This window comes from Clostridium sp. YIM B02555 (assembly GCF_022320955.1).
In the GTDB taxonomy this organism is placed as follows: domain Bacteria; phylum Bacillota; class Clostridia; order Clostridiales; family Clostridiaceae; genus Clostridium; species Clostridium saccharoperbutylacetonicum.
In genome coordinates this window covers 77,072-95,677 of sequence record NZ_JAKJJY010000005.1, presented here as the reverse complement: position 1 = coordinate 95,677, position 18,606 = coordinate 77,072, and the positions used below count along the sequence as shown (strand labels likewise).

The window sequence follows — 18,606 nt, the reverse complement described above, 5'->3', positions numbered from 1 at the left end:
TATTGTTATGGAAAATAATGAAAAAATTAGAAAATACTATTGCATAAATAAATTATGAATAGTAATATATAGATGAAAACGATTTTGGATTAGTGAAGTATATTTTAGAAATGAACACGTTAACATTTATTTGTTAACGTTAACAGAAAAGGGGAGCTAGTAAATGAAAAAAAAGGTTTTATCAATATTGATTTCTACAGCAGTAGCTACATCACAAGTATCAGTTATTTCTGCTGCGGTAAATGGAGAAAATTTTGGAGAGTCTGCAACTAAAAATATTAATGAAAATACTTTATTATCGGCAAGTGACAGTACCACAAAAGTCACTTTATCATCAATTGAAAATAGTATAGGGGGAACAACAGGACCAGCAGTTAGAACAACTGGAGCAGCAGTATCAATTGGAAATATAGCTGAGCAGGTTGAATGGAAATCTACTAGATTTGGGACCACAACTTCAATACAAAATAATACTATAAGTGTAGATAGTGCTAATAATACAGTTACATTGATAGCAGGAAGTAAAGATGGTAAGGCTACAGGAGGTAAAGTTACTGGATCGCAAGATGGAATGTCTTATTATTATACTGTAATAGATCCATCTCAGAATTTTGAACTTTCAGCAGATGTAAAAGTAAACTTTTTTGAAAAAGCAAAACCTGATAATCAAGCAGGTTTTGGAATAATGGCAAGAGATACTATAGGAACAGAAAATGATTCATCAATATCTCCATCAAATATGTGCTTGGTAGGAGGATATAATGGGCTTGTTCAATCTGTATTTAGAAATGGGGTAACTAAAGATTTTAGTGAGCCAATAGTAATGGAAGGATGCCATAAATTTGGGAATCGTCCTGCAAATGATGGTACTGCAACTTATAAATTAAAACTAAAAAAGACTAATACTGGATATATTGCTTCGGTAAATGATGGAGAAGAGGTTACTTATTACAGACCAAAGCAATTAGAAGTTTTAGATGGTAATAGGATTTACCTTGGATTCTTTGCAGCTCGTGTAGCTTCAATAACAGTTTCAAATATAGATTTGAGAGAGTCAAATGTAGCTACTGATCCTGAAGGAGTGAAAGAGCCGCCTATAGTAATAACACCAGCGATAAGTGTAACCTCTTCAGCTACTTCTGGAACATCAAATTATGATTTAACATTAAAATCTAATATTGATGGGAATGTTAACGTTAAACTTGGTGGAAGGATATTATATGATGGTGAAATTAAAAATAGTGTACCTTTAAAGATTCCTTCTGTTTTAGGAAATGGAGATAATATTTTTGATATAAAATATACACCTAGTCAATCAGGAGCAGCAGTTATTGACAAAACTCAAACAGTAAACATGAAAACTTATGGGGTTGAAAATGGTGAGGTTTATGTTTCACCTAATGGAACAGATGCCGGGAAAGGAACTGAAGATAGTCCATTAGACATATATTCAGCAATTAAATATACTAATGCAGGACAAACAATAAAGGTCAAAGGTGGTGTATACAATCTTACAAGTCCAATCGTAATAGATAATACTAATAGTGGAACTAAAGATAAAATGAAGACTCTTACAGCTTATGATGGACAAAGACCAATATTTGATTTTGGTAAAAAATCTGGAGGACTCACAACCTATGCAAATTATTGGAGGATATATGGAATAGACGTTACTAACACTTTGGATAAACAACATGGAATTACTATTTCAGGAAGTAATAATTTAGTGGAAAATGTAAAGACTTATAAAAATGGAGATTCAGGCTTACAAATAAGTGGAGACATTAATGATAAAATAGCTAATTGGCCAAACAACAATCTTATTTTAAATTGTGAATCTTATGATAATATGGATGCAGCTATGAACAATGCTGATGGATTTGCAGCTAAAATTTCTTGTGGATATGGTAATGTGTTTAGAGGATGTGTTTCTCATAATAACTGCGATGATGGCTGGGATTTATACTCAAAGCTTGAAAATGGAAAAATCGGAGCAGTCACTATAGAAAATTGTATAGCATATGGAAATGGGACTCTTACAGATGGTACAGTTACTAAAGGTGATGGTAATGGGTTCAAACTAGGTGGAGAAGGAATATCTATCAAACATACTTTGAAAAATTCGTTATCCTTTAATAATAATGCGGTAGGTATTACTGGAAATAGTAATCCGGCAGCTGTTGTAGAAAATTCTACTTCAGTAGACAATAAGCATGCTAATTATGGACTAGATTACTATACTGGTGCAGTTTTGGATTATGATTTGAAAAATGATATTTCATTTAGAACCGTGGCAGGAGAACAAGATAATATTCCAGATATGGTCCTTAGTGATAACAACTACTTCTGCGATGGAGTAAAATCAATAAATAAGGGCGGTACAGAGATTACAAAAGATTACTTTAAAAGTGTTGAAATGCCAAAAACAATTGACAGAGATGATACTGGTAAAATAATTTGGCCTAATTATATGGATCCAGTTAATGAACCAGTGATAAGTAATAATTCATCTGGTGGGCATCACCATAATCATGTAACTAATGATTATGGTACAGCTGTAAACTCAAAAACAGATATTGCAAAAACAACTGAAGCAGATTCAACTGTTGGACAAAGTGGCAGTGCTTTGGCTAATAAAGAGATAGAAAAACAAGTAATATCTAAATTAAGTTCAATTTTAGGAGAAGGAACACAAGTTGGCACCTCTAAGGAAGTACAAACTTCAGATGGAAATAAATTATCTTTAACGGCTTTGACTAATAACGGTAAAAATACAGGTTTAGTAATAGCAGTTGAGAAGTCTAGTCCATTAGAAACTATTAAATTAGATACAGCTATTGGAGAAGTTGCAGAAGTTTATAAATTTGTACCACAACTAAATAAATATGTAAAAGTAACAGATAAAGTTAAAATAGATAAAGTAAATAATACAATGACTTTACCAACAGATGCAAATGCAACTTATATTGCAGTGAAAGATAAAATTGCAGCTGCAGATGTCGCGTCAGAAGGTTGGTCAAAGGTTGAAAACAGCTGGTATCTGCTAGATAAGACAGGAAATTTATTAACTGGCTGGCAAAAAGACAATACAAACTGGACATATTTATCCCCAGTAGATGGAAAAATGCAAACTGGTTGGAAAAAGGATAATGGTAAGTGGTATTTCCTAAAAGAAAATGGATATATGGCTACAGGATGGCTAAAAAATGAAAATAAGTGGTATTATCTTAAGTTAGATGGTTCTATGGCAGCAAATACATCAGTAGATGGATATAATTTAGGAAGCGATGGAGCATTAATATGAAGTGAAAATGAAGAGGTATTTAAATATAAGTACCTCTTATAAAGTACCTGCAACAGTAATTCTGTAATTTTGAAAGTAATATAGAATTTAAAGTATTTAAAAGTTTTATGGCTATAAATATTAGAAATTAATGTTTATAGCCTTTTTTATATCATCTTATCAAGAATTACCTTTATATTATTTAAATAAGCTATATAGGTTTGGAAGTTAAATTTTTTAGGTCTAAAAAATCATACTAATTTAGACAAAGATTAATATAGTTTGATTTTATTTAGATATAGGATTATTTAATATATGATTGCAAAAATCAAAAAGATTATATTTTAAAGGCAAGTCCTTAATTGATATAACATCTTCCTTATAAAATCCATCCCAAGGAGCTACAGAGATTATAGAAGAATTAAAAACTTTTATTAGGTATTTTTCACCATTATCAAAAATTATTGTTAGTTTAAAAGGCTCCTTTGAAGTAATTGTTTCATCTGTATATGCATCACTATTTATGGAAGAAATAAGATCTTCTACTATATTGTCCTCTTCATCAGGAATTTGAAATTCTTTATATAAATTGGTATCAAATACATAAAGCTTATATTTATAATTATTTAAAATTCTATTTTTAATTTTATCAATATAATAATGGTTACTAGGTTTCATAGAAAAATTTATGTATCTAGGATTTTGAAAATCACAGCCTGTTAGCGTTAATGACAACAATAAAATAATAAAAATAGAACTAATCTTTTTCACATAAAAACCTCCTAAAATACTTGTACACAAAATAAGTTTATTCTTAAAACAGTTTTTTAGAACTTATATGTAGCACCTGTAAAATAAAATGAAAATAAGTGCTAAATAATAGGCTTCTATAATAAGAATAAAAGTAGTGCTAATTTGGAGGAAAGTATGTACATCATAGGGACGGTAGGGCCAAATGTAAAAGATAGAATTATTCTTAAAGGAATAATTGACAGTGGGGTTAATATTTTAAGATTTAACTATATTCATGGCAGCGAAGCAGAGTTTTTAGAATTTTTAGAAATGGCAAAGGACATAAAAAATGATATAGAAATAGTATTAGATCTGTCAGGAACAAAAGTAAGGGTATCTAGTAAGTTTGAATATATATACAAAATTTATAATGAAGAAGAAGTATATTTTTGTGGAGAAGATATATATGATCAAATAAAGCATAATATTAGTAAGATGAAAAAGAAAGTAATTCCTTTGAATGTAGAAAATAAAATTTTAAATCAAAATGAGTATGATCAAATTGGTATTAAAGATAATACTATGTCTTTTAGCATAATTGGAAAAAAACATGAATTTATTAGAGCAGTTACGATAAAAGGTGGAATTATAAGAAGTGGAAAAGGTTGTAATATTAAAAATTTGGAAAGAGAAAATTTTTCTTTAAATGAAAAAGATAAGAATGCAATAGAATGGGGAATAGAAAACAAGATAGATACAATATGCCAATCATTTGTTGAAAGAAAAGAAGACATAGAAGAAATGAAAATATTTATAAGCAATATAAAAAGTGAATTTAAGCCTAGAATATGGGCAAAAATAGAAACTTTAAACGGTGTGAATAATATTGAAAATATTGTGAAAGAAGTTGATGGAGTAGTAATTGGAAGAGGTGATTTAATTCCAGAGACATCAATAGAAGATACTCCAATATATGAAGAAAAAATAATAAAGGAAGTAGCTAAAAATAAAGGAAAGGATATTATTATAGGTACCCATCTCCTCAACAGTATGAAAAATGGAAAGATGCCATCAATTACAGAAGTTGAAAGTATATATAATTTTATAAAATGTGGAGTTACAGGCTTCCTCCTAGCAGGAGAAACCTCAATAGGAAAAGCACCAATAAAAACAGTACAGTTCTTGACTGATTTGATAAAAAAATACACACCTTAGAAAAAAGCAGCTATGCTGCAATCAAGATCATAAATTTAAGTAACCAACGCACCTTAGAAAAAGCGCGCACTAATAAAAAGAGTGCGAAGCACAATTAGGAACTTATTAAGCGCAATTAAGATCAATAATTTAAATAAACAATCCCACATAGAAAAAGCAGCTATGCTGCAACCAAGATCATAAATTTAAGTAACCAACGCACCTTAGAAAAAGCGCGCACCAATAAAAAGAGTGCAAAGCACAATTAAGAAATCAATAAGTGCAACAAATAAATTAACAAAAAAGCAGGCAATGAACAATAGTGGTCATTGCCTGCTTTTTAAATATGTTTATGTATTCTGTTTAAATAAAAACTTATTATAATAGTTAATGCATAATCATAAATTAAGAAAACAATTTGTGCCAGTGCCCATAGCAAATACAAAGGATAATTAACGGTAGGAAGTCCTAAAAAGTTAATTGTAACCCAATATATTATTAGGAGGAGAATATTGAATCCTAATAATTTTAATGCTATTTCCAAAGGCCTATTTTTTATTTTTTCAGCAAAGTATTTTATTATTCCATAAACTCCAAAAAATAATGCATAATATAAAGCTATATTTGTTGGAACCAAAAAGAAACTGATGATACTTGAAGCAAGATATACTAAAATGGTGTTTCTAATGGATGTTCTTATTATGGAAATTGGTATTAAACAAGAAGCAACTGTTAATATTGATAAAGTACTTATGGGAAGAATTGAAGTAGCATAAAGTATTACAAGGGTTAATGCTACAGTTAATCCATTTTCAGCAATTTGTTTTGACTTCATCTAACCTCACCTCTTTATATAAATTTAATCCTGTATATATATTGAAAATTATCTTCTAAATATAGATAACTGAGAATTAACTATTGATAATAAAAAATAAAAACTGATTATTGATAATTAACAACTGTAAACTGATTAACAGCAACCAATTAAATCCCCACCAGCACACTCGCATAATGAGTCTAAGCACCAAAGTTTAATACAGCAATCGCACATATCAGAACTGCCTGTATTTGTGGTTCTGTAATAAGGATTTGAGTAATTATTTCCTCTTCTGCGTAATGAATTTAGACCTTGTCTGTATTCAAAGTTATTTGGGTCCATATTAACAGCTGTAGTCATTTCGTTTAAAGCTGCATCAAACCAGCCTTTATTAAGCATTACGACACCATTTAAATAATGCCATTCTGCATTTCTATTATTAATTGAATTTAATCTGCTTTCAGCTGCCATATAATTTCCTGATTGAATAAAGCTTCTTATTTCCTGAAGATCAAAAGAAGCATAGTCATTCGAAGAATTACTATAACTATTAGAACTACTAGAGTAAGAATTATTAGAGTTACTATTACCTGAATGTTTTGTTAGTTCATCATAAGCCTTATTTATTTCAGCCATTTTTTCTTCAGCTAAGTTTTGTAAGGGATTATCGATAAATTTATCAGGGTGATATTGTTTAATAAGCTTTCTGTAAGCACTTTTTATTTCATCTTGACTTGCACCAGGTTTTACTCCTAATACTTCATATGGATTCATTATTAATCTCTCCTTTTGTTTCCTTGGTATTTTGTGAACGGTTAATTATATTAATGTATTTATCCATTAGGCCTAATTCAATTATGTTATATAATATATCTCTATTTCTTACAAGATTTAATTTTTCTAAATTTTCTTTACAAGTATATCCGCAATTTAAAATAGTAAATTCTATTCTTGGTTTTATAGCTTCAATAAACTTATCATAATTTAAGTTTCCATTATTATATAAGAAATTTAATGGATTAAATTTCTTGTTTTCCATATCAGCTTTTAAATCATCTAAAGCATCAATTAGATAAATCCATTTCCCAATAGAATATCCTAAACTATATAGTGTATTTCTTAAGTCAGGGCAATCATCCCTTAATTCATATGGATAATCACGCATAATTGTACCTACTAAAGCACTAAAAGGATCACATATTTCATCTATATAAGAAAAAGATTTACTATTTTCAAGGGTAGAAAGTTTGTTTAAATAATCACTTATATTACTATTAATAGCAGTTATTGATGAAGGGAACTTTTTTTTGTAGGGTGATAAGAGAAGTGAAAAAAACTTACTTTTAATATTCTTATCATCTTGAACATCATCTAATAGTTTATAGTAGAATAAGGATATATTCATGGCAGCAGCATAAGATAAAGCTTTATTATTAGTTATTATAGTTTTTTTTTCAGCTGGATGAAGAGCACATCTATGCTTTGATACTTGAAGCTCTTCAGGATTTAGTGCATCTAATAATAATCCGAGGAAAGTCATATCATAATTTAAAGACATTCTTGGAATATTGCCAAATTCTTTTTTTATATGGCAGCATAATCCGCAATAATAACATTTAAATCTACCCCAGTCTTTAACTTTCATTTCTGCTTTTAAGGGGGTTACATATCCAAACAATAAAAACACTCCTTATTGAATTAAGTATAAGACCATTATACAGTAAATTTCAAGTTTGAAACAATAAAAACAAAATTATTTGAAAAACTAAATTATTTATTTTAAATTATTTATTTTAAATTATTTATTTCTAAAAATTTTGAATTTTTAGATTATTTTACATAAAAATACTTTTATTTTTTCGAAATATGTAGTATAATTTATTTGATAATAATTATCAATTAAGGTTTTGAATTTAAGGAGGGATTTATAAATGAAAGATTATGTAGAAATTATAGATGTGATTGGTAGACAAATTTTAGATTCAAGGTGTTTTCCAACAGTTGAAGTAGAAGTATATTTAGAAGATGGAACTGTAGGAAGAGCAGCTGTACCTTCGGGTGCTTCAACAGGAATATATGAAGCTTTGGAACTAAGAGATGGAGATAAAGATAAATTTTTAGGAAAAGGCGTTTTGAAAGCAATAAACAATATTAATGAAATAATTGCACCAGAATTAATAGGATGCAATGTATTTGAACAAACATATATTGATAAAATGCTTATAGATTTAGATGGAACTAAAAATAAAGAGAAATTAGGAGCTAATGCTATTTTAGGTGTATCTTTAGCTGTTGCAAATGCAGCTGCAAAAGCACTTGAGATACCTTTATATAGGTATATAGGAGGGGTAAATGCGAAGGTTCTTCCAGTACCTATGATGAATATCTTAAACGGAGGCTCACATGCTGATAACTCAGTAGATTTACAAGAATTTATGATTATGCCAGCTGGAGCGCCAGATTTTAGTGAAGCCTTAAGAATGTGTGCAGAAGTTTATCATACACTTAAGAAAATATTAAATAATAAAGGATATTCAACAGGTATTGGTGATGAAGGTGGATTTGCTCCAAATCTAAAATCAAATCAAGAAGCTCTTGATGTTATCATTGAAGCAATAGAAAAAGCAGGATATAAACCAGGTGAAGATATCTTTATTGCTATTGATGCTGCTTCATCAGAATATTATGAAGATGGAAAATATGTATTACAACATGAAGGAAGAACACTTACAGCTGCAGAAATGGTTGATTTCTTTGAAGATTGGGTTAATAAATATCCAATCATATCTATTGAAGATGGGATGGCTGAAGAAGACTGGGAAGGTTGGAAACTAATAACTGAGAGATTAGGAAAGAAAGTTCAATTAGTTGGTGACGATTTATTTGTTACTAATACTGAAAGATTAGAAAAAGGTATTGAACTTGGAGTTGCTAACTCAATATTGATTAAGTTAAATCAAATTGGTACTTTAACAGAAACTTTAAATGCTATAGAAATGGCTAATAGAGCAGGATATACTGCAGTAGTATCACATAGATCTGGAGAAACAGAAGATACTACTATAGCTGATCTAGTTGTAGCTGTAAATGCAGGTCAAATAAAAACAGGGGCTCCAGCAAGATCTGAAAGAGTTGCTAAATATAATCAATTGATAAGAATAAATGAAGAGTTAGGTGATGTAGCTGAATATAGAGGAAAAAAGGCTTTCTTTAACATAAAATAGTTTTTGGTAGATTATAGTAAAAGATAATCAATAACGTAAAATAAATTTTATGTTATTGATTATCTTTAATAATATCTAGGATTAATGGCCAATTGTCAACATTGAGGTGTTATTTCAGTTTAAGAGAGGAAGGATTGATATGAAAATAAAATTTTGTGAAGAAAATAAAGGCAAGAAAAGTGTTATAAATAGGATAAAAGAAGAATACCCAGATATTGAGATTTCAAAGAAAAAGTGTTTGGGAAAATGTAAGCAATGTTCAGAACAACCAATTGCTATGATAAAAGATAAACTTATTAAAGGAAAAGACTCTGAGGAATTATATGAAAAAATAAAAAAGGAATTATAATTTATTTAAAATATATATGTTGAAAAAAGAATTGTTCATCAATTAAGATTTTCAAAGGGAATAAACATTCATTGATCATTGATAATTGGAATATATATATGAATAATGAAAATTAATATTAAATTATGGAGGTGAGTAGGGTGAAAAAACTACTAAAGAATAAATCTCTTTTTACAGGAGAACATAAACCTAAGTTTATGGCATTAGATTTTATTAAATATATAGGACCAGGATTAATAGTTACAGTTGGATTTATTGATCCTGGTAACTGGGCATCTAACCTTATGGCTGGATCAACATATGGATATTCGCTTTTATTCACTATAACACTTTCAACAATAATGCTTATTATATTGCAGCATAATGCAGCGCACCTTGGAATAGCAACAGGCTATTGCTTATCAGAAGCTGCATCGATTTACTTAAAACCATGGCTAAGTAAAAGTATTTTATTTACAGCAATACTAGCTGCTGTTTCAACAGCAATGGCTGAAATTCTTGGAGCTGCAATAGCATTGAATATGTTGTTTAAAATACCAATAAAAATTGGAAGTATATTAGCTTTTGCATTAATTATGTATATGCTTTTAACTAATTCTTATAAAAAGTTAGAAAAGTGGATAATTGGATTTGTTTCTATTGTAGGCTTATCTTTTATATTTGAGCTTTTTCTTGTTAAAGTAGATTGGAAAGATGCAATTGTGAGTTGGGTGACACCATCATTTCCAACAGGCTCAATACCTATAATAATGAGTGTTATTGGAGCTGTTGTAATGCCACATAATTTATTTCTTCACTCGGAGATAATACAAAGCAGGCAATGGAACTTAAAAGATGAAGAAGTGATTCAAAAGCAATTAAAGTATGAATTTGCAGATACATTATTTTCAATGCTAATTGGATGGGCAATTAATAGTGCTATGGTCTTAATTGCTGCAACCACATTCTTCTCTAATAATGTAGTTGTAGATGATCTTAGTCAGGCAAAACAGATGTTAGAACCATTACTTGGTAATTGGGCAGCACTAATATTTGCTATTGGTTTATTGTTTGCAGGTATTTCATCAACAATAACAGCAGGAATGGCATCTGGTAGTATTTTTGCAGGTATGTATAAAGAACCTTATGACATAAGTGACTCACATACTAAAGTTGGAGTTGCAGGTACTTTAATAGCTGCACTTGCAGTTATATTTTTTGTAGGAGATCCTTTTAAAGGGTTAGTATATTCACAAATGTTTTTAAGTATACAACTTCCTATTACAGTATTTTTACAAATATACTTAACTTCATCTAAGCGAGTTATGGGGAAATATTCTAACGATATACTAGGTAAAATAATTTTGGGCATAATTGCTTTTATTATAACAGCTTTGAATATAATGCTTTTATTAGATATATAAAATTCGTAAGATTATATCTGAAGATAAGGGCTGTAGCATTAGCGGATTAAACATAAATCTCAGACTAATAGGGTTTGAGATTTATGTTTTTGCACAAAAATGAACTGTAGCACTAATTATTTAGTGCTACAGCCTTATTCTTTTGAACTTCTTTATAATTTTAGTAAGGGGTTGAAGTATTTAACATGCAACCTGATTTATAGAATTTTTATATAAATGCTGCATATTAAATTATAAATCCATTGCTGCATCAAATCCAGTTCGGGTTGCATTCCATAAGGTGCCACCTTTTGTAGCGCAATCCCCAATAGCATAAACATCATCTACAATAGCTTCAAATAGCTCAACTTGTTTTCTATCAGCTTTTACTCCTAGTGATAAAATTACAGTATCGCATTTTATTACTTTCTTATTACCAGCTTTATCTTCTATAATTGCGCCTTCTTCTGTTATATCAGATAATTTAACTTCACATTCAAAAGTTACTCCTTCTTTTTTTAGAAGTTCTTTTAGTGCAATCATGCTGATTTGTATACCATCTGCACCAATTCTTTCTTCAGGAATCATATCAATAACTTTAACATTTTTTCCTTCTTGTGCTAGAGTAAGTGCAGCTTCAAGGCCTGTAAATCCTGCTCCTACCATTACAACATCTTGTCCGACTGAAGCTTTCTTTGATTCTACATCTCCAACCCAAGCAACTTTTTCACTGTCGCTTAAAGTAAACTTAGGAATAATAGGTTTTGCTCCAACTCCAATTAGCACAGCATCAGGTTTTTCGTTGAGAACATTTTCTTTAGTTGCCAGTGTATTAAGTTTGACTACTATTTTAGGATTATTTATTACACTTCTTATAGACCAATCTAAATAACGTTGCATATCCTTTTTAAATGGTGCAATAGAAGCCATTCTTAGTGCCCCGCCTAGTTCGCTATTTTTCTCAAAAACAACTACACTATAACCTTTCTTTGCAGATATTCTTGCAGCTTCAAGACCCGCTGGACCTCCACCAATTATTACGACTTTTTTACTACGTGCCTCTTCTTTTATTTCAGAAAATTGAGTTTCCCTTCCTACTAATGGATTGACAGCACACCTTAATCTTATAAATTGAGTATGAGTTCTATTTATACATGTGTTACAACGAACACAAGGTCTTATCTCATCACTTTTTCCTTTATAAGCTTTACGTACACAATTTGTATCAGCTAAAATATTTCTTATCATTGCAACTACATCAACATCTCCATTTGATACAGCTTCTTCCGCAGTATCTAAATCAAAACTTCCAACTACTGATACTGGAATATTTAATTCCTTCTTAAATCTTTTCGCTGCTTCCAAATTCATAGCTCTTGGAAAGTATGTTGGTTGAAATAAATATGGAAGTAATGATTCTTCTTCAAGTAATCCTCTTGAAACATGCATAATATCAACTTTATCTTGAATTTTCTTTGCATATTCTAAAGTCTCTTCTAATTCTGAAGATCCTTCTAATAACTCCTCAGCACTTATACGATATTCTATTGCTATCTTATTTCCAACTTTTTTACGTATTGCGCCTAGTAGTTCCTGACCAAATCTACATCTATTTTCAAATGTTCCACCATATTCATCTGTTCTATGATTATGTTTTTTAGAAAAGAACATAGCTGGAACATTCCCGTGTCCGCCATGAATCATTATCATATCAAAACCAGCTATCATGCATCTTTCTGCGGCATTTGAAAATAACTTTATAATATGTTCGATTTCTTCTTTGCTGCTTTGAGTTGCTACAACTTCAGGTGGTGTAAGCATATATTGTCCTGATACTAATTCTATGCTTGCTAAGGCGCCATATCTATGGATAACTTCAACAAGATCAGCTAAATCTGATATATACAATGAATTGCCTACATTAGTAATAGGAACTCCAGAGCTTTGTTCATCAATTGATGAAACTCCTAAAGTCACAATTCCTGCTCCTGATTTTGCTAGTGACTTCACGTAAGCTATAAATTCTGGAGTGTTTCCACCATCTCTTCCACATAAAAACGATCCAGCTGGTGATATTTCAATTCTATTTTGTGCTGTAATATTTCCAATTTGTATAGGTTTAAAAATATTAGATTTTTTGTCCATAAGTATTCCTCCTGTCATAATTATGCTTTTAGTATAGCATTCAATTTTTTTATTTAGAAATATAATAAAACAATGCAGCTATAAGATTATCTTATAGCTGCATTGTTGACAAATAACTCAACACATGGATTTGTATTTTCTTTTAAATATGCTACACAAAATTTAATTGAATGTGGTTCACCTTGTATTTCAACAAAGGAAAATCTGTTGCTATTTAATTCTTTAATTCTTTTAGGTACAATACTTATTCCCATATTCAAATCTATCATTAAATTTAATATTTCACTATCTTCTACAGTTATAATTGACCTAGGTTTAATATTATATTCACCATAAAACTCAGAAAAATGTTTATACGTCTTTGTTTTTTCTTCATATGCTACCATTATATTATTTTCCATAGCAAGTTCACATCTAGAAACTCGAGGTTTTTCTGATATCTTATTGTTAAAACTCATCATAGCACAAGCTTCATCTTCAAAGATTATTTTATAACCAGTATTTTTTAGGCCTTCTAAATCATATGGCCATGTAAATACTATATCATAAATTTTATTTTCTAATTGTTTACTTATATCATTAAAGGCTGCTCTTCTAAATTCGAATCCTATTAAAGGATACATTTCTTTGAATTCTTTTAGAATCTGTGGTAAAAATACTTCTTCAGTTCCTCCGCATATTCCTATTGTAATCATGCCTTCAAATCCATATGCAACACTTTCAGCTTTTTTTACAGCAGTTTTATAGCCTCCAATTATTTTTTTTACTTCCTCGTAAAATACTTTTCCTGCTTCAGTAAGTACAACATTTTTACTTGTTCGTATAAATAATTGAAATCCTATTTCGTGTTCTAATGAATTGATCTGCTGGCTAATAGCTGGTTGAGCTAAATGACATTCTTGAGCTGCCTTAGTAAAATTTAAATTTTCTGCTACACTTATAAAATAAACAAGCTTATTTATATACATGATTATAATCAATATCCTTCCTATTTATGCGTAAAATATTTGTGAAACTTATGATAATTGTTATTATGTGATTTCCTTAATCTAAGAGTACTTCAAAAAAATAAATTATTCTATAGAAAATATTTGATGATTGAAAAATATGGTTTTAAGGTATAAAATTATTAGTAAGGAATAGTTATTTTATAACATAGAAAATTTATATAAAAGAGCAAATTAAAAGGAGGAAAGTATATGATTAGTAAGGAAATGGAACAACTTTTAAATGAACAATTAAATAAAGAGTTCTACTCAGCATATTTATATTTATCAATGGTTGCATATTTTGAAGATAAAAACCTTAAGGGATTTGCTAACTACTTTAAGGTTCAGGTTCAAGAAGAACGTGATCATGCAATGATGTTCTTTAGATACATATCTCACGTTCAAGGTGAAATTAAGTTGCAACAGATAGATCAGCCAAACTTAGTATTTAATTCTCCACTAGATGTTTTTAAAGAGGCCTACAAACATGAATTATTTGTTACAAAGTCTATTTATTCAATTGTTGATCTTTCACTTGATGAGAGGGATCACAAGACTAATGCTTTTCTTCAATGGTTTGTTAGTGAGCAAGCAGAAGAAGAGTCAAATATGGATGACAATATTAAGAAATTACAATTAATTGGCGATGATGTACGAGGTTTGTTATTGTTAGATTCTGAATTGTTAACAAGAACATATACTCCAGCAGCAAATCCAGCCATGCCAGCAGAATAAAAGTTGATTATAAAACTTAATATTTACATTGTTTAGATAAATGAACCATAGTAAAAATCAAAATTACTATGGTTCGTATTTGTTTTAGTACAAGTAATTATAGAATTTCATAAAAGTAATAAGCTGATAAAATATAGAATTACCAAAGATGAAAAGTGAATAGTTTATGGTGAATAATTTATTAACTGATAAATGAAAAGTGAGAATTGATAATTGGAACATATTTAGTTTATTATTAAAATAAATTATTATAAATTATTTTACAGAAAAGAGGTATCAAAATATGAGTTGCAATGAAATTGTATTAATAACAGGCGCAACTAGTGGAATAGGATATGAACTTGCAAAAATATTTGCTTTTAATAAATATGATCTTATTTTAGTGTCAAGAAATGCAGATAAACTTGCTAGATTAGCTAATGAATTATCTGAGAAATATAACATAATGACTTATATTATTGCTCAGGATTTATCTGAGCAAGGAGCAGCAAGAATAATATTTAATACTATAACTAGAATGAACTTGCAGGTAGATATTTTAATAAATAATGCTGGAAGTGGTAAAGTAGGATTTTTTCATGAAATTGAAATAGAAAGAGACTTAGAAATATTACAATTAAACATAGTTTCTTTAACGGAGATGACAAAACTTTTTTCAAGGGAAATGGTTAAAAGAAATAAGGGCAGAATTTTAAATGTAGCATCTACTGGAGCTTTTGCACCTGGCCCTTTTACAGCAGTTTATTATGCTACAAAAGCATATGTTTTATCCTTTTCTGAGGCCCTCTATAAGGAATTGCAGCCATATAAAATATCAGTTACAACTCTATGTCCTGGAGCAACAAGAACTAATTTTTCAAAAAATGCCGGAAAGAAAGATGTACCAGGTGGCATGGAGCCTGAAAAGGTAGCTGAAGCTGCATATTATGGATTAATGAAAAATAAGAGATTAGTGGTACCAGGATTTGCAAATAAAATATTAATAAAGCTGCCATCTAGTTTAGTGAGTTCACTAAATTTCAAAATGCAGAGGAAATTAGCCTTTAAAGAGGAGAAAAAATAAAATCAGTTATTAATGAAGAAGTTTGTAATTAGAATAGATACTATGCTAACAAGAGGTAGTATCTTTTTTTATTTAGATAATTAGGCTTAATTGTGTTAATATATAGGTATGATAAATGTAAATTAATTCTACAAATTACTTATAGTTTGTTATGGAGATATTATGATAAAAGATGGTTATATATTAAATGCGATTGAAGAAATAAAAGATATTTTACAAAAAAATGATTATAGAAAAACAAGATATAATAAAGATATAGAATGGCTTGAAGAAAGAAAAGAACTATTTAATAGCAATATAATAAGAATTGCTATTATGGGAGTAACCAGTAGTGGAAAATCAACTTTGGTTAATGCACTTTTAGGTGAGCGGATTTTACCTATGGCTATAAGGCCAAGTTCTAGTATAATAATTACTGCATCGAAAGGTGTAAATAGAGAAGCAATAATTTATTTTAATGATAAAAAGCCGAAAATATTAAAAGAGGATGATTTAAATGAAGATACTATAAGTGAATATGCTGATGAAAATAAGAATCCTAACAATGAATTGAAAGTTACACAAATTCATATTACCACCCCTAGCTTCTTATTAGATGAAAATATACATATCATTGACAGCCCGGGACTTGATGCTTGGAATTTAGAAAATCATGAGAAATTAACTTTAGAAATACTATTGCCAACAATAGATATATGCATTTTTGTAACGACTGTTAAAGCTAATAGTGATGGAACAAATGCTGAAAAAATAAAAATTGTTGATGAAAAAGAAAAGCAGATAATATTAGTACAAAATATGATTGACTCAGTAGAAGAGAAAATTGGTAAAAATGGAATAATTGAAGAAGATAAGATTACTATTTTGAAAAAACATAAAAATAGGGCTGAAAATCTATTGGATAAAGCAACACAAGGAAAAGAAAAGTTTGAAGTTATTCAAATATCTGCTCTCAATGGACTAAATGGAATTATAAATGATGATAATGAATTATATAAAAAATCGAATTTAGAAGGTTTTATAAGAGCAGTAGAAATCTGCACGGAAAATACTATACCTAAGATTGATATGAAAAGGGCTATTAGCCTTAAGGATAAAATAAATAGCATAATTAATACTGACAAAGAAATAGTAAAAGGAAATGATTTAGAAGCTATACAAGCTTTGGCAGAGGTAAAAAGTAGAGATGTTGATAAACTTGTATATGATTTTGAAAATGCCCAGGAAAAAATTTTGTTAAAAATTAAAGATATTGAAGAAGTTATTTCTGGAACAATAAGTGAAATTACAGAATCAACTTCCGAGGATTTTGAAGATTATTTAAATATAGTAGATAGAATCAATAATAAGAAATTATATATTGAAAGTGATATCATAAATGTAGTTAAAGATTGTGAAAATCGTAAAAAGGATATATATGATAAGTTAAATTTAGATATAAGATTTTCCTATTCACTACCTAATATTGAAAGCAAAAATATAGAAATTAAACATAGGGTTGAAGAAAAGACTATGCTATTCAAAAAAGATGGAGTGTTTAATAAAGGAAAAAGATTTTTATCTAATTTGTTAGATAAAGAATGGGGCTATAAAGAGGTAGAATATGATGAGAAAATAATAGATAAAGATGCTACCCAAAAAATGGCTAAGGATATATGTAATGAAAATAAAATAAGCTATATTAATATATTGAAAGAATGGAGTAATCAGTTTAATAAATCTATTGAGATATTTTATGATGAAGCTAAGAAACGAGCAGAAGAATATAAAGAAAAAAAAGATCAAAATATTGAATTATTTGATTTAGATGATGTGAGCAGGAGCTTATCAGTTATTAAAGATATGCTTGAAGAATTCAAACTTGAAGAAAAAGATGAAGTATCAATAACAATAGACGAACCTGAACAAAAGATAGTATATCAAATTCCAAAAGAGCAATATAATTTTTATGTATTAAGTAATAAAGTTTTAGAGCAAAATTATTTATTAGTTGGACAATATATAAGACAAAAATGTAGCGAAAAAGTGAAAAATAGCTTTTTTAATCTTTTTTGGACATGGGATATAGATTCCTGCAATGAATTTATATTTAGAACCTATGGAAATTATTTAAGTAAAAATGAATGTGAAAGGCTAAAAGAAGAAGGTTTGCTGAGTATTGATAATTTAGTAATTGCTTATGAATTATGTAAGAATAATAAAGATTTTTATAATAAGATTAATACACTTAAAGATAAGTCTTTCAATATGTTTATTTTATTTAATGGCATTCAAATAGGAAACTCTAAAAAGCAGATTTTAGAAAGTAGAAATTTACTTGCATTCTTTAAAAATAGCAAAAGCATTATGTTGAATTTAGTTATAGATTCTTCAAGAGAATTTATTAATGCAAACAATGTTCAAGAACTTTTATTTGAAGTTAAAAATTTAAAAAATAGCATTAAAAATAGATATTATAATGTTGTGGTAGATTATGTTTTGATCAATGCTAAAAATCCTATATATAATATGGCACTGATAGAAAGTACACAGAAAGGACAATTTTTAATAAGTGATTATAAGAATTTGAAGGAAAAGTTGTTTGAAAATCCTTTAGCAAGAGGGATGGAAGAAAAAGAAATATTAGAATCAATATTAAGTTATTATTTGAATAGAAACTGTGACGCAGATTTTAATGCGTAAAGGAGTATAAC

General features: G+C 28.9%; 14 protein-coding genes. 8 read left to right on the top strand and 6 right to left on the bottom strand.

Annotated elements, in window-relative coordinates; translation table 11 throughout:
• Positions 1 to 163 precede the first annotated feature (163 nt).
• On the top strand, positions 164 to 3,304 hold the full coding sequence (locus tag L3B98_RS09645) for an N-acetylmuramoyl-L-alanine amidase family protein (protein WP_238916459.1): 3,141 nt from the start codon (positions 164 to 166) through the stop codon (positions 3,302 to 3,304).
• A 267-nt stretch (positions 3,305 to 3,571) separates the two neighbouring features.
• On the opposite strand, the gene L3B98_RS09640 is transcribed toward L3B98_RS09645, so the two are convergent.
• Positions 3,572 to 4,054 carry a DUF4883 family protein gene (locus tag L3B98_RS09640; protein WP_238916458.1) on the bottom strand — a complete coding sequence of 161 codons (483 nt, stop codon included), beginning with the start codon at positions 4,052 to 4,054 and terminating at the stop codon, positions 3,572 to 3,574.
• 156 nt (positions 4,055 to 4,210) lie between these two features.
• Between L3B98_RS09640 and L3B98_RS09635 the strand changes: the two genes are divergently transcribed.
• On the top strand, positions 4,211 to 5,230 hold the full coding sequence (locus tag L3B98_RS09635; protein ID WP_238916457.1) for a pyruvate kinase: 1,020 nt from the start codon (positions 4,211 to 4,213) through the stop codon (positions 5,228 to 5,230).
• 319 nt (positions 5,231 to 5,549) lie between these two features.
• Here L3B98_RS09635 and L3B98_RS09630 read toward each other — a convergent pair whose 3' ends face one another.
• From L3B98_RS09630 to L3B98_RS09620, 3 genes are all read right to left on the bottom strand, one after another.
• Positions 5,550 to 6,044: a hypothetical protein gene (locus tag L3B98_RS09630; protein ID WP_238916456.1), complete on the bottom strand. Its 495-nt coding sequence runs from the start codon at positions 6,042 to 6,044 to the stop codon at positions 5,550 to 5,552.
• 135 nt (positions 6,045 to 6,179) lie between these two features.
• The gene (locus tag L3B98_RS09625) at positions 6,180 to 6,800 is read right to left on the bottom strand and encodes a J domain-containing protein (protein WP_238916455.1); all 621 of its coding nucleotides are present in this window, start codon (positions 6,798 to 6,800) and stop codon (positions 6,180 to 6,182) included.
• On the bottom strand, positions 6,787 to 7,704 hold the full coding sequence (locus tag L3B98_RS09620; protein ID WP_238916454.1) for a DUF5685 family protein: 918 nt from the start codon (positions 7,702 to 7,704) through the stop codon (positions 6,787 to 6,789). The genes L3B98_RS09625 and L3B98_RS09620 overlap by 14 nt, the downstream gene beginning before the upstream one ends.
• 253 nt (positions 7,705 to 7,957) lie before the next feature.
• Between L3B98_RS09620 and eno the strand changes: the two genes are divergently transcribed.
• The 3 genes from eno (at position 7,958) to L3B98_RS09605 (ending at position 11,002) form a co-directional block, all read left to right on the top strand.
• Entirely contained in the window at positions 7,958 to 9,250 is a 1,293-nt protein-coding gene (eno, locus tag L3B98_RS09615) for a phosphopyruvate hydratase (RefSeq protein ID WP_238916453.1), read from the top strand.
• A gap of 139 nt (positions 9,251 to 9,389) precedes the next feature.
• Complete coding sequence (locus tag L3B98_RS09610; RefSeq protein ID WP_238916452.1) at positions 9,390 to 9,599, top strand: DUF1450 domain-containing protein; 210 nt, start codon at positions 9,390 to 9,392, stop codon at positions 9,597 to 9,599.
• Positions 9,600 to 9,739: 140 nt separating this feature from the next.
• The gene (locus L3B98_RS09605; protein WP_015394455.1) at positions 9,740 to 11,002 is read left to right on the top strand and encodes an Nramp family divalent metal transporter; all 1,263 of its coding nucleotides are present in this window, start codon (positions 9,740 to 9,742) and stop codon (positions 11,000 to 11,002) included.
• A gap of 231 nt (positions 11,003 to 11,233) precedes the next feature.
• Here L3B98_RS09605 and L3B98_RS09600 read toward each other — a convergent pair whose 3' ends face one another.
• Together L3B98_RS09600 and L3B98_RS09595 are read right to left on the bottom strand one after the other, a co-directional pair.
• Positions 11,234 to 13,126, bottom strand: a complete 1,893-nt coding sequence (locus L3B98_RS09600) for an FAD-dependent oxidoreductase (RefSeq protein ID WP_238916451.1) — start codon at positions 13,124 to 13,126, stop codon at positions 11,234 to 11,236.
• Between the two features lie 86 nt (positions 13,127 to 13,212).
• Complete coding sequence (locus L3B98_RS09595) at positions 13,213 to 14,094, bottom strand: LysR family transcriptional regulator (RefSeq protein ID WP_238916450.1); 882 nt, start codon at positions 14,092 to 14,094, stop codon at positions 13,213 to 13,215.
• Between the two features lie 231 nt (positions 14,095 to 14,325).
• Here L3B98_RS09595 and L3B98_RS09590 point away from each other — a divergent pair, with 231 nt between their 5' ends.
• The 3 genes from L3B98_RS09590 (at position 14,326) to L3B98_RS09580 (ending at position 18,595) form a co-directional block, all read left to right on the top strand.
• Complete coding sequence (locus L3B98_RS09590; protein WP_015394452.1) at positions 14,326 to 14,850, top strand: ferritin; 525 nt, start codon at positions 14,326 to 14,328, stop codon at positions 14,848 to 14,850.
• Positions 14,851 to 15,133: 283 nt separating this feature from the next.
• Entirely contained in the window at positions 15,134 to 15,913 is a 780-nt protein-coding gene (locus L3B98_RS09585; RefSeq protein WP_238916449.1) for an SDR family oxidoreductase, read from the top strand.
• Between the two features lie 162 nt (positions 15,914 to 16,075).
• On the top strand, positions 16,076 to 18,595 hold the full coding sequence (locus L3B98_RS09580; RefSeq protein WP_238916448.1) for a dynamin family protein: 2,520 nt from the start codon (positions 16,076 to 16,078) through the stop codon (positions 18,593 to 18,595).
• Positions 18,596 to 18,606 lie beyond the last annotated feature (11 nt).